General features: G+C 69.5%; 11 protein-coding genes. 10 read left to right on the top strand and 1 reads right to left on the bottom strand.

Annotated elements, in window-relative coordinates:
• Nucleotides 1-65 precede the first annotated feature (65 nt).
• The 10 genes from LWE61_RS06915 to LWE61_RS06870 all read left to right on the top strand — a co-directional run bounded on the left by LWE61_RS06915 (nucleotide 66) and on the right by LWE61_RS06870 (nucleotide 11,563).
• Complete coding sequence (locus LWE61_RS06915; protein ID WP_234149308.1) at nucleotides 66-992, top strand: 2-hydroxyacid dehydrogenase; 927 nt, start codon at nucleotides 66-68, stop codon at nucleotides 990-992.
• A 216-nt stretch (nucleotides 993-1,208) separates the two neighbouring features.
• Nucleotides 1,209-1,877 (top strand): haloacid dehalogenase type II, encoded by a 669-nt coding sequence (locus tag LWE61_RS06910; RefSeq protein ID WP_234149307.1) that lies wholly within the window; start codon nucleotides 1,209-1,211, stop codon nucleotides 1,875-1,877.
• A gap of 29 nt (nucleotides 1,878-1,906) precedes the next feature.
• Nucleotides 1,907-3,193, top strand: coding sequence for an NAD(P)/FAD-dependent oxidoreductase (locus tag LWE61_RS06905; protein ID WP_234149306.1), 1,287 nt, complete (start codon nucleotides 1,907-1,909; stop codon nucleotides 3,191-3,193).
• Entirely contained in the window at nucleotides 3,190-4,758 is a 1,569-nt protein-coding gene (locus tag LWE61_RS06900) for an ABC transporter substrate-binding protein (RefSeq protein ID WP_234149305.1), read from the top strand. The genes LWE61_RS06905 and LWE61_RS06900 overlap by 4 nt, the downstream gene beginning before the upstream one ends.
• 4 nt (nucleotides 4,759-4,762) lie before the next feature.
• Complete coding sequence (locus tag LWE61_RS06895) at nucleotides 4,763-5,752, top strand: ABC transporter permease (protein ID WP_234149304.1); 990 nt, start codon at nucleotides 4,763-4,765, stop codon at nucleotides 5,750-5,752.
• Nucleotides 5,749-6,642 carry an ABC transporter permease gene (locus tag LWE61_RS06890; protein WP_234149303.1) on the top strand — a complete coding sequence of 298 codons (894 nt, stop codon included), beginning with the start codon at nucleotides 5,749-5,751 and terminating at the stop codon, nucleotides 6,640-6,642. Before LWE61_RS06895 ends, LWE61_RS06890 begins: the two co-directional genes overlap by 4 nt.
• A complete protein-coding gene (locus LWE61_RS06885; protein WP_234149302.1) occupies nucleotides 6,642-8,513 on the top strand; it encodes an ABC transporter ATP-binding protein in 1,872 nt (623 codons plus the stop codon). Before LWE61_RS06890 ends, LWE61_RS06885 begins: the two co-directional genes overlap by 1 nt.
• A gap of 94 nt (nucleotides 8,514-8,607) precedes the next feature.
• On the top strand, nucleotides 8,608-8,916 hold the full coding sequence (locus LWE61_RS06880; RefSeq protein WP_234149301.1) for a (2Fe-2S)-binding protein: 309 nt from the start codon (nucleotides 8,608-8,610) through the stop codon (nucleotides 8,914-8,916).
• Nucleotides 8,898-10,367 carry an FAD/NAD(P)-dependent oxidoreductase gene (locus tag LWE61_RS06875; RefSeq protein ID WP_234149300.1) on the top strand — a complete coding sequence of 490 codons (1,470 nt, stop codon included), beginning with the start codon at nucleotides 8,898-8,900 and terminating at the stop codon, nucleotides 10,365-10,367. The genes LWE61_RS06880 and LWE61_RS06875 overlap by 19 nt, the downstream gene beginning before the upstream one ends.
• Nucleotides 10,364-11,563 (top strand): NAD(P)/FAD-dependent oxidoreductase, encoded by a 1,200-nt coding sequence (locus LWE61_RS06870; RefSeq protein WP_234149299.1) that lies wholly within the window; start codon nucleotides 10,364-10,366, stop codon nucleotides 11,561-11,563. Before LWE61_RS06875 ends, LWE61_RS06870 begins: the two co-directional genes overlap by 4 nt.
• Before the next feature lie 37 nt (nucleotides 11,564-11,600).
• Here the strand turns inward: LWE61_RS06870 and LWE61_RS06865 are convergent, their stop codons facing one another.
• Nucleotides 11,601-13,076, bottom strand: a complete 1,476-nt coding sequence (locus LWE61_RS06865) for an aldehyde dehydrogenase family protein (RefSeq protein WP_234149298.1) — start codon at nucleotides 13,074-13,076, stop codon at nucleotides 11,601-11,603.
• Nucleotides 13,077-13,201 lie beyond the last annotated feature (125 nt).

Here is a 13,201-nt window from a genome sequence, read left to right as displayed (position 1 = left end):
CGGCGTCATCCTGTGCGCGGGGACTTCACCGTCCCCGCGCATTTTTTGTGGAGAGAGATAGCAGCATGACATTCCTTTTCATCGGCGGGGCGGAACGGGCCGCGACCATGCGCGCCGTGTTCGCCGCGCAGGCGCCCGACATCGCCTTCCAAACCGCCGACAGCCTCGATGATCCGGCCTCGGTCCGCTATATCGCCGCCTGGACACCGCCCGCCGACATGGCGGACCGCTATCCCAACCTCGCCCTGCTCTTCTCCACCGGCGCGGGCGTGGACCAGTTCGATCTGGCCGCGCTGCCGCCGCACGTCGGGCTGGTCCGGCTGGTCGAGCGACACCTGATCGACGGCATGGTTGAGTATGTGACCGGCTCGGTCTTCGCCCTGCATCGCGATCTGTTCGCCTATGCCCGCGCGCAGCGGGAGGAACGCTGGCAGGAATTGCCCGTCCGCCCCGCCGCCCACCGGCGCATCGGCATTTTGGGAGCGGGGGAGCTGGGCCGCGCCGTCCTGTCCGCGCTGCGCCCCTTCGGCTTTCCGCTGGCGGCGTGGAGCCGCTCGCCCCGCACCCTGGAGGGCGTCACCCATTTCAACGGCCCGGACGGGCTGGCCGCGATGCTGGCGCAGACGGACATCCTCGTCTGCCTGCTGCCGCTGACCCCCGACACGACCGGCATTTTGTGCCGGAATCTGTTCGATCAACTGCCTTCCGGTGCCGCCCTCGTCAATGTCGGGCGGGGCCGTCATCTGGTGGAGCAGGATTTGCTGTCCGCGCTGGACGAGGGCCGCCTGTCGCAAGCGGTGCTGGACGTGACCGCGCCCGAACCGCTGCCGTCCGGCCACCCCTTCTGGGGCCATCCCCGCATCCTGCTGACCCCCCATATCGCCAGCGTTACCGATGCGGAGGGGGCAGCGCGCGCCATGATCGCCAACATCCGCCGCCATGCGCAGGGCGCCGCGCCGGACGGTCTGGTGCGCCGCGACGCGGGCTATTGATCGTTCGGCATAAACTGCTGGACATGGCGACCAAAATGCCGCCGACTGCCCGCCCGACCACCGGCAGGGAGCAGGACGTGGCACCACGGCAATCTATGCCGAATGATCGCGCAAATGGCATGATATGCGCCGCCGCCACCCCCCACATCGGGGCAAAACTTTGGGCGCGGCGTGCGCTAATCATCCTCAGAATTCCACGATAGGGGACAGTTTCGGATGACGACCTTCCGGCCCAAATATATCAGCTTCGACTGCTATGGCACGCTCACGCGCTTTCACATGGCCGACATGGCCCGCGCCTTTTACAAGGATATCGTACCCGCCGACCGGATCGACGATTTCCTGACCGACTGGGCGCGCTATCGCCTGGACGAGGTGCTGGGCGAATGGCAGCCCTATCAGGAGGTCATCCGCAATTCGGTGGCCCGCACCTGCAAGAAATGGGGCATCGCCTATGACGTGGCCTTCCCCGATTCCGTCTATGAAGCGGTGCCGACCTGGGGTCCGCATGACGATGTGCCGGGCGGCCTGTCCAAGATCGGCGACAAGATCCCGCTGGTGATCCTCTCCAACGCCAGCAACAGCCAGATCCAGTCGAACGTGGACAAGCTGGGCGCGCCCTTCCACGCCGTCTACACCGCCGAAATGGCGCAGGCGTACAAGCCGCGCATGCAGGCGTTCGAATATATGTTCGACCAGCTCGGCTGCGGCCCGGAGGAGATGATGCATGTCTCCTCCTCCTTCCGCTACGACCATAACACGGCCAAGGATCTGCGCTTCGGGTGCCAGGTGTTCGTGGGTCGCGGGCATGAACCGTCCAACCCCTTCTACCGCGATGTGGAAATTCCCCACATCGGCTGCCTGCCGGCCGTCGTCGGCCTCTGATCGCACAGCATTAGGGAGAGCCGCAGCCGATGACCGAACCCAGCCCCCTCTCCTACTGGCTCGCCACAGCGCCCGCCTTCACCGGCGGCGCGACCGGCGATCCCGGTGGGCAGGTGGACGTGGCGATCATCGGCGGCGGCTTCACCGGCCTCTCCGCCGCGCTGGCCCTGCGCCAGTCGGGCGCATCCGTCGCGGTGCTGGAGGCGGGACCGGTCATCGGGGAGGCTTCGGGCCGCAACGGTGGCCAGTGCAACAATGGCACGCATCAGGATTATGGGTCGCTCGTCGCCTCGCTGGGCCGCGACCGCGCCCTTGCCTATTACCACGCCCATGTCGACGCGGTGGACACGGTGGAGCGGCTCGTGCGCGAACAGGGCATCGACTGCGCCTTTCGCCGCTGCGGCCGGCTCAAGCTCGCCGCCAAGCCGATGCACTATGCCAAGATCGAAAAAGCCTATGCGCTGTTGAAGGCGGAGATCGACCAGAACGTCGAACTCATCACCCCCGACCGCATCGGCACGGAAATCGGCAGCGACCAATTCTACGGCGGCCTGCTCCAGACGACCAGCGCGCAACTCCATGTCGGCCAGTTCGGCATCGGCCTTGCGGAAGCGGCGGCGGCGCAGGGCGCGACGATCTTTGAACATGCCCCCGTCACCGACCTCACCCGCGCGCCCGGCGGCTGGACCGTCACGGCCAGCCGGGGCAGCCTGCGCGCGCGGCAGGTGCTTGTCGCCACCGGCGGCGCGCCCCCGCAAAAGCCGTTCCGCTGGTTCCAGCGGCGGCTGGTCGGCGTCGGCAGCTTCATCATCGCGACCGAACGGCTCGGCCCCGCGCTCATCGACCGGCTGTTCCCCAACCGCCGCAACTATGTGACCAGCCGCATCATCGGCAATTTCTTCCGCCTGACCCCGGACGACCGGCTGATCTTCGGCGGGCGCGCGCGCTTCGCCATTTCGGGCGGCAAGTCGGATGTGAAAAGCGGCGCGATCCTGACCGATGCGATGCGCGCCATGTTCCCCGATTTGCGCCACGCCCGCATCGACCATGTGTGGGGCGGCATGGTGGACCTGACCGCCGACCGCCTCCCCCGCGCGGGGGAGCAGGACGGGCTGTTCTACGCCATGGGCTACAGCGGCCATGGCGTGCAGATGTCGGTGCATATGGGCCAGCAGATGGCCCGCTACATGGGCGGCGACCTCTCCGCAAACCCCTGGGCCGACCTCGACTGGCCCGCCATCCCCGGCCACCTCGGCAAGCCCTGGTTCCTGCCCGCCGTCGGCGCGTGGTACAAGGTGCAGGACATGTTCAAATGATCGGCGACGGCTCCTCCCCCTTCTCCCGCCGCGACCTGCTCGGCGCCGCGCTCGGCGCGGGCATGGTCGCCACCGCGGGCGGCATCCTCGTCCCGGCGGCATCGCTCGCCGCCGCCAGACCCCAACCCCGTCAGGGCGGCCGGATCAAGGCGGCGACCATGTCCCTCTCCACCGCCGACACGCTGGACCCGGCCAAGGGTTCGCTGTCGAGCGACTATGTCCGCCATTTCATGCTCTACAACTGCCTGACGGAGCTGGACCGCACCCTGCGCGCCCGCGCCGGCCTCGCCGTCCGCATGGAAAGCAGCGACCAGCGTGTCTGGCATGTCCGCCTGCGCAGCGGCGTGACCTTCCATGATGGCCGCTCGCTCACCTCCGCCGATGTCGTTTATTCGCTGCTGCGGCACAAGGAACCGGCGACCGCCTCCAAGCTCGCCGCCATCGCGGAGCAGTTCCGCACCGTCCGCGCCGATGGCCCGCTCGACCTCACCATCGAACTGGGAGGGGCCAACGCCGACCTTCCCGTCATCCTCGCCCAGTCGCATTTCGCCATCATCCCGGCGGGGGAAAAGGCGTTCAGGACCGGCAACGGCACCGGCCCCTATCGTCTCGCCGCCTTCACGCCCGGCGTCCGCACGCTGGGCCGCCGCAACGCCGATTACTGGAAACCCGGCAAGCCCTATCTGGACGAGATCGAACTGATCGGCATCCCGGACGAGGTCAGCCGCGTCAACGCGCTCCTTTCGGGCGACATCCATATGGCGCTGGCGGTCAATCCGCGCTCCACCCGCCGGGTCAACGCCTCGCCGCGCCATCTGGTGCGGGAGACGCCGTCCGCCCTCTACACCAACCTCATCATGCGGCAGGACCAGCTGCCCACGTCCAGCGGCCATTTCGTCGCGGGCATGAAATATCTGATGGACCGCCCGCTCATCAAGCGCGCGCTGTTCCGCAACTATGCGACGATCGCCAACGACCATCCGATCCCGCCCTTCCACCCCTATTATCGCGCGGGCCTGCCCCAGACCGCGCTCGATCTGGACAAGGCGCGCTGGCATTTCCGCAAGGCGGGCATCGGCACGACCCGCCTGCCCCTCTACGCCTCCACGGCGGCGGAAGGGTCGGTGGACATGGCCTCCATCCTCCAGGAATATGGCGCGCGCGCGGGTCTGAACCTCTCGGTCAGCCGGGTGCCCGCCGACGGCTACTGGTCCACCCACTGGATGAAGCACCCGCTGGGCTTCGGCAACACCAACCCCCGGCCCACGGCGGACCTGATCTACAGCCTCTTCTACAAATCCGATGCGCCATGGAACGAGTCCGGCTGGCAGAACCCCCGTTTCGACCGCCTGCTGGTCGAGGCGCGCGGCGAGCCGGACGACGCCCGGCGCAAGCAGCTCTATGGCGAGATGCAGGGGCTGGTGCGCGACCGCTGCGGCGTCGGCATCCCCGTCTTCATCAGCCTGCTCGACGGGTATGACCGGCGGCTCAAGGGCTGGCATCCGGTGCCGCTGGGCGGCTTCATGGGCTATGCCTTTGCCGAACATCTGTGGTGGGAGGACTGACCGCATGAGCGCATCCCCGGCCAGCCGCCCCCATGCGGCCCGCAACACCCTGCTGCGCATGATCGCGGGCCGCATCGGCGCCGCTTTCCTGACGCTGATCCTCGTCTCCCTCGTCGTCTTCACGATCAGCGACCTGCTCCCCGGCGACGCCGCGCAGGAGGCGCTGGGCCAGAGCGCGACGCCCGCGCAGGTCGCCGCGCTGCGCCATGAAATGGGTCTCGACCGTCCCGCCTATGTCCGCTTCGGGTCATGGATCACCGGCCTTGCGGGCGGCGACGCGGGCCAGTCGCTGGTCGCCAACATGCCGGTGGGGGAGATTATCCGGGAACGGCTGCCCAACTCGCTGCTCCTCGCCGCGCTCACCACCCTGGTCGCCGTGCCGCTGGCGCTGACCATCGGCATATCCAGCGCGATGAACCGGGGCGGGCGGCTCGACCGGGCGCTCAATGTCGCCACCCTCTCCATGGTCGCGCTGCCCGAATTTCTGGTCGCGACCATCGCGGTCCTGATCTTCTCGGTCAAACTGCGCTGGCTGCCGTCCATCTCCATGCTGCCGGAACAGGCGACATGGGGGCAGTTCTTCGAAACCTTCGCCATGCCGGTCTTCTCCCTGTGCGTCGTCGTCATCGCCCAGATGGCGCGGATGACGCGCGCGGCGGTCATCGACCAGCTCGACCGGCCCTATGTGGAGATGGCGCTGCTCAAGGGCCTGTCGCCCGCCCGCGTGGTGATACGCCATGTCCTGCCCAACGCCGTCGGCCCCATCGTCAACGCGATGGCGCTCAGTCTCTCCTATCTTCTCGGCGGAGCGATCATCGTGGAAACCATCTTCAACTATCCCGGTCTGGCCAGCCTGATGGTCAACGCCGTGACCAGCCGCGACATGCCGCTGCTACAGGCGTGCGCGATGATCTTCTGCGCGGTCTATCTGCTGCTGATGCTGCTGGCGGACGTCACCGCCATCGTCGCCAACCCCCGGCTGCGCAGCGCATGAGCGGCGCGTCCCTCCCCACTGCCGCGCCCGCTCCGGTTCCGGCTCCAGCCACCAAACGCGCCGCCTTCCCCGCCCGCGCGCTCCGCTGGACCCGCCGCCTGCCGCTGTCGGGCAAGGTCGGGCTGGCCTTCGTCCTCTTCTGGCTGGTCATCGCGCTGATCGGGCCGCTCCTCGCCCCCTATCCCATCGGCGCCTTCGTGGACGAGAATGTGTTCAGCCCCGCGTCCCGCACCTTCCTGCTGGGCAGCGACTATCTGGGCCGCGACGTGCTCAGCCGCCTGTTGCACGCCGCGCGCTACACCGTCGGGCTGGGCGCGGGGGCGGCGCTGCTCGCCTGCACCGTCGGCACCGGCCTCGCCCTCGTCGCGGCGGTGGGTCGGGGGTGGGTGGACGAACTCCTCTCCCGCTTCATGGACACGGTCATCTCCATCCCGTCCAAGATACTGGCGCTGGTCATGGTCGCCGCCTTCGGCTCCTCGCTCTGGCTGCTGTTGCTGATCGCGGGTCTCACCTATGTGCCCGGCAATTACCGCATCGCCCGCGCGCTGGCGGTCAACCTCAACCAGATGGATTTCGTCTCGGTCGCCCGCGCGCGCGGGGAACGCCGCGCCTATATCGCCCTGTCCGAAATCCTGCCCAACATGCTGCACCCGCTGCTGGCCGATTTCGGCCTGCGCTTCGTGTTCATCGTGCTACTGCTCTCCGCGCTCAGCTTTCTGGGCCTGGGCGTCCAGCCGCCGCAGGCCGACCTCGGCTCCTTGGTGCGGGAGAATATCTCCGGCATTGCGGAGGGCGCGCCCGCCATCCTGATGCCCGCCCTCGCCATCGCCACGCTGACCGTCAGCGTCAACCTGCTGATCGACGCGCTGCCGCACCGTGGGAGGAACTGATGAGCGACCCGGCCACCGCCCCAGACACTCCCCATGTCCCCCCGCATGTCCCCCCCCACGTAACCGTCACCAACCTGCGGATCGCCGCACGCGGGCCGGACGGGCAGGACATCGTCATCGTCGATGACGTCAGCTTTGCCATTCCAAAGGGCGAAGTGCTGGCCCTGATCGGGGAGTCCGGCTCGGGCAAGACCACCATCGCCCTCTCTCTCCTCGGCCATGTCCGCCCCGGCGCCGCGATCACCGGCGGCAGCATCACCGTGGGCGACGCGGCGATCCGCTCCCTCACCCCCGCCGCGCTGCGCGACCTGCGCGGCAACCGCATCGCCTATGTGGCGCAGAGCGCGGCGTCCGCCTTCAACCCCTCCCGCACGCTGATGGACCAGGTGGTCGAACCCGCCCTGATCCACGACCTCCTCCCCCGCCCCGCGGCGGAGGCCAAGGCGGTGGAGCTGTTCCGCGCGCTCGGCCTGCCGAAACCCGACACCATCGGCCAACGCTACCCGCACCAGCTTTCGGGCGGCCAGCTCCAGCGGCTGATGGCCGCCATGGCGCTCATCACCGATCCCGAACTGGTCATCCTCGACGAACCCACCACCGCCCTCGACGTGACGACGCAGATCGGCGTGTTGCAGGCGTTTCGCGCCGTCGTGCGCGACCGGGGCACCACCGCCGTCTATGTCAGCCACGACCTCGCCGTCGTCGCGCAGATGGCGGACCATATCGTCGTCCTCAACCGGGGACGGGTGCGGGAGACCGGGCGCGTCCACCAGATCCTGCAATCCCCCCGCGACGATTATACCAAGACCCTGATGGCCGCCGCCCATCCCGTGGTGGAGGCCGCGCAGGACAAGCCGCGCACCGCCCCCGTCCCCCTCCTCCAGATCGAGGGCCTCACCGCCGGCTATGGCCGTGTCGATGCGCAGGGCCGCCCCGCCGTGCCCGTGCTGCGCGACATCGGCCTGACCCTGCACCGGGGCGAGATATTGGGCGTCATCGGGGAGTCCGGTTCCGGCAAGTCCACCCTCGCCCGCGTCATCGCCGGGCTGTTGCCCCCCGCGCGCGGCCGGATCAGCCTTGACGGCGCTCCCCTCGCGCCGGGGCTGGATGGGCGCAGCCGCGACGATTTCCGCCGCGTGCAGATCGTCTTTCAGAACGCCGATGTCGCCCTCAACCCCGCCCATAGCGTCGGGCAGATATTGAAGCGTCCCCTCGCCTTCTACCATGGCCTCACCGGCGCGGCGGCGGATGCGCGGGTCGCGGAACTGCTGGAGCGCATCCAGCTTCCCCGCACGCTGGCGGACCGGCCCTGCACCGACCTGTCGGGCGGGCAGAAGCAGCGCGTCAACCTCGCCCGCGCCCTCGCCGCCGGGCCGGACCTGATCCTGTGCGACGAAGTCACTTCCGCCCTCGACACGGTGGTCGGCGCGGCGATCCTCGACCTGCTGGCCGACCTGCGCCGCGAACTGGGCATCGCCATGGTCTTCATCAGCCATGACATCTCCACCGTGCGCGCGATCTGCGACGACATCCTCGTCCTCTATTCCGGCGACGTGGTGGATCAGGGACCGCGCGCCGCCTTTGGCTCGCCGCCGCATCATCCCTACACCGACCTGCTGATCCGCTCCGTGCCCGAAATGCGGCCGGGCTGGTTGCCGGAGGGGCTGGGCGCGCCCGCCCTGCCGCCCATCGACCCGCTCGCGGGCGACGCCGACCTGTGCCGCTTCCTCCCGCGCTGCAACGTCCGCGTGGCCGGTCTGTGCGACCGCATCGCCCCGCCCCGCCACGACCTCGCCGCCGGGAACGCCATCCTGTGCCATCTGGAGGAAGGCCCCCTCGCCGTCGCGCAGCGCGCGGAGGCGCTGGTATGACCGGTCGCGCAACGCGCACAGGCGCGGACATGACCCGCCTCCCGACACGCGACGGCGCAGCCCTGATCGCGCCCCGACGCGCCGGGACCATGGCATGACCGCCCGCTTCGTCCGGCTGGCGGAAACGGATCGCCCCGCCCTCACCCTCCATGTCGATGGCGCGCCCGTCACCGCACTGGCGGGGGACACGCTGATGGTCGCCCTCCTCACCTCCGGCGCGACCCTGCGCCAGTCGGAATTTGGCGACGGCCCCCGCGCGGGCTTCTGCCTGATGGCCGCCTGCCAGGATTGCTGGGTCTGGACGGAAGAGGGCACCAAATTGCGCGCCTGCTCCACCCTCGCGGAATCGGGCCAGCGCATCGTCACGACGGAACCGGACACGACATGGCCGAACCAGCAATAGTCATCATCGGCGCAGGACCGGCGGGCGTGCGCGCCGCGCAGGCGCTGGCCGACGCGGGCATCCGCCCCATCGTCATCGACGAGGGGCGGCGGTCCGGCGGGCAGATATACCGCCGCCAGCCCGACGGCTTCACCCGCTCCCACGCCACGCTGTACGGGACGGAGGCGGAGCGCGCCCGCGCCCTCCACACCTGTTTCGACGGGCTGGAGGGGCGCGTGGACTATCGCCCCGAAACCCTCGTCTGGCACATATCGGACGGGCAGGTGTGGACGCTGGGGCCGGACGGGCACCAGTCCATCCCCTATGACGCTTTGATCCTGTGCACCGGCGCGACCGACCGGCTGATGCCCGTCCGGGGCTGGCACCGGGCTGGCACCTACAGCCTCGGCGGATCGCAGATCGCCTTGAAGGCGCAGGCGTGCGCCATCGGCAGTCAGGTCGTCTTCCTCGGCTCCGGGCCGCTCCTCTATCTCGTCGCCGCCCAATATGTGAAGGCGGGGGCGCATGTCGCCGCCGTCCTCGACACCGCCCCCTTTGCCGCGCGCATCCCCGCCCTGCCCAAATTGCTGGCGCAGCCCGCCGCGCTGTGGAACGGCGTCCTGCTGACCCGCACCATAAAGCGGGCGGGCGTCCCCATCCTCCACGGCGTCACCCCGCTCGACATCACCGGCGGGGAAGAGGGCAGCGGCGCGCCTGATGGCGCGGGCGTCGACACCGGCCCGGCCGCCCGCGATGGCCGATCCTCCAGCCGCGCCGGAACCGTCGACACGGGCGCCGTCAGCGGCGTCACCGTCCGCACCGCCGACGGCGGCGAGCGCCACTTCGCCTGCGACGCCATCGCCATGGGCCATCATCTTCGCCCGGAGACGCAGCTCGCCGACCTTGCGCGCTGCGCCTTCGCCTTCGATCCCGCCGTGCGCCAGTGGCTGCCCGTGCGCGATCCCGATGGCCGCGCCTCCGTCCCCGGCGTCTATCTCGCGGGTGACGGCGCGCGCATCCTCGGCGCGCGTTCGGCGGAGGCCAGCGGGCGTCTCGCCGCCCTCGCCGCCCTCACCGACCTCGGCTTCCCCGTGGCGTCGGTCGACCTCGCGTCCCTGCGCCGCGACGTCGCCACCTACGTCCGTTTCGCCAGCGGACTGGCGCAGGCTTTTCCCTGGCCGGTGGAGCAGGCCGCCGCCCTCCCCGACGACGCCATCGTCTGCCGCTGTGAGAGCATCACCGCCGGGGAACTGCGCGCCACCGTGACGGACACGGGCGCGCAGGAGGCCAACCGCGCCAAGGCGTTCAGCCGCGTCGGCATGGGCCGGTGCCAGGGGCGCTATTGCGGCCTCGCCGCCGCCGAAGTCATCGCCGCCGCCGCCGCCATCCCCGTCGAGCGCGTCGGCCGCCTGCGCAGCGCCGCCCCCGTCAAACCGATCAGCGCCGGGTCCGCCGGAAAGGCCGGCGCATGACCGCCCCCATCCTCGCGTCCGCCACGCCCGCCCCCGCCCTGTCCGCCCAGTCCCTGTCCGCCCCGTCCTTGTCCGACGTCCTCATCATCGGCGGCGGCATCATGGGCAGCGCCGCCGCCTTCTTCCTGCGCCAGCGCGGCCTGTCCGTCACCCTGCTCGAAAGCGACCTCGTCGGGCGGCAGGCCAGCGGCACCAATTTCGGCAATGTCCGGCGGCAGGGGCGGCCCCTCTACCAGCTCCCCCTCGCCAACCGCGCGATGGCGATCTGGCGCAACACGCCCGCCCTGCTCGGCACGGACGTGGAATATCTGCAACGCGGCCATATGCGCGTCTGCTATCGCGACCGGCCGGACACCGCCGCCAGCATGGAGGCTTATGCCGCCGACGCCGCGCGGTTCGACCTCGACCTCGAAATGCTCAGCGGCAACGCCCTGCGCGCGCGCTTCCCCTTTCTGGGGCCGGAGGTGCTGGCCGCCTCTCTCTCCGCGCAGGACGGCCACGCCAACCCCCGCCTCGCCGGTCCCGCCTTCGCCCGCGCGGCGCAGCGCCGGGGCGCGATCATCCACGAGAATTGCCGTGCCATCCACGCGGGCAAGAGCGGCGACGATTTCACCGTCACCGCCGCGGACGGGCGGGAGTTTCGCGCCCCCACCCTCCTCATCACCGCCGGGGCATGGGCCAAGCAATTCGTGGAGGGCTTTGGCGAGACCGTCCCCCTCACCTCGCGCGGGCCGAACATGTGCGTCACGGAGCCTCTGCCCTACGCCATCGGCCCCTCGGTCGGCGTGGCGACGCCTGAAACGCTGGAGTCCGTCTATTTCCGGCAGGTCGCGCGCGGCAACCTCGTCATCGGCGGCTCCCTGCAGAACCAGACCTTCCCGGACGCGTATCGCGTCTATGTGAAGCCGGACAACACGCTGGGCCAGTGGCAACAGATGCAACGGCTGATCCCCGCCGTCGCCCGCCTCAACATCATCCGCACCTGGAGCGGCATCGAAAGCTACCTGCCCGACAGCCAGCCCGTGATGGGACCGAGCGGTTCGGTCAGCGGGCTGTTCTACGCCTTCGGCTTCTCCGGCGCGGGGTTCCAGGTGGGACCGGGCGTGGGCGAGACGATGGCGGAACTGATCGCCACGGGCCGGACGGACATTGATCTCAGCCACTACGCCATCGGGCGGTTTGCGGACGTACGTTAGCCCTCTCCCGCGAAAGCGGGAGAGGGCCAAGCCCCCCTCACAATTGTATCAACGCCGCCTTGCTCTTCATCGTCGCCATATAGGCCTCACGCCCCAGATCCTTGCCGATCCCGCTCTGCTTGAATCCGCCGGTCGGCAGCATGAAATCATTGCTCCGCCCATAGCGGTTGACCCACACCGTCCCCGCCTCCAGCGCCCGCGTCGCGCGCAGCGCACGATTCAGGTCGCCGGTGTGCACCCCCGCCGCCAGCCCGTACCGGCTGTCATTGGCCAGCGCATAGGCTTCCTCCTCGTCGCCGAATGTCTGCACGGTCAGCACGGGGCCGAAAATCTCGCCCTGCACCGCCTCCGCATCCTGCGGCAGCCCGGTCAGCAGCGTGGGCAGATAATAGCTGCCCTCCTGCGGCGATGGCGCGCGGCGGCCGCCGGTCACGGCCTCGCCCCCCGCCACGACCGCACGGGCCACCATGGCGTCAATGTCGCCCAACTGCTTTTCGGAGATGATCGGACCCATCGTCGTGTCACCGCCCCATGTCGGGCCGATGCGGTGCGCCTCGAACGCCGCCAATATCCGCCCCACCACCTCGTCGGCCACGCTCTCCTGCACCAGCAGGCGCGATCCCGCGACGCACACCTGCCCGCTGTTCAGCGTGATCGCCTTGGCCACGATGGCCGCCGCCTGCCCCATGTCCTTCGCATCGGCAAAGACGATCTGCGGGCTTTTGCCGCCCAGTTCCAGCGTGACCGGCTTCGGCCCCGTCTCGGCGCAAGCGTTCATGATCGCGATGCCGGTGCGGGTGGAGCCGGTAAAGCTCACCTTCGACACCAGCGGATGCCGGCACAGCGGATCGCCCACCGACCGGCCATCGCCCTGCACCACGTTGAACACGCCGCGCGGCAGCCCCGCCTCTATCGCCAGTTCCGCGACGCGCACAATGCTGAACGGCGTCATCTCGGACGGTTTCAGGACGACGCTGTTGCCGGATGCGATGGCGGGCGCGATCTTCCACGCCGCCATCACCAGCGGCAGGTTCCACGGCGCAATCGCCGCGATCACGCCATAAGGTTCGGTGATGGTGAAGCCGAGCTTGTCCGGCGTGGTCGCGATGACCTCGCCCCCTGCCTTGTCCGCGAACTCCGCGAAAAAGCGGATCGTCTCGGCGGTGTAGGACAGATCCCACGCCAGTATCTCCCCGATCGTCCGCGTCGATCCCACCGCCTCCAGCGGGGCCAGCCGCGCGGCGTCCGCGTCGATCAGGTCGGCCCAGCGGCGCATCACCGTCATCCGGCCGCGCGGGTCGGTCGCGGCCCAGCCGCTCTTGCGATACGCCTGATAGGCGTCGGTGACGACCGCATCCACCTGCGCCGCGCTGGCGCTGTCGAGCTTGCCATAGGCGCGCCCGTCGGAGGGGCGCAGCACGTCCAGCCCGGCCCCTTCGCCCCCCAGACGCCGCCCGGCCATGAAGTTGTTCGCCTGCGCCACCGCCACCCGGTCGGGATCAAAGCCGTTCATGCCGCTCTCCGCTCAAGAATCCAGCGATTGGAATAGGAGCGCAGGCGCAGCATTTGGGCTTTCAACGCCCTGAGTTCCGCGATTTTCTTCTGAAATATCGGGCAAGGCGGCACCTAATGCCATCA

Origin of the sequence: Sphingobium sufflavum (assembly GCF_021403115.1) — a bacterium.
In the GTDB taxonomy this organism is placed as follows: Bacteria; Pseudomonadota; Alphaproteobacteria; order Sphingomonadales; family Sphingomonadaceae; genus Sphingobium; species Sphingobium sufflavum.
This window is presented reverse-complemented; position numbering and strand designations above follow the sequence as displayed.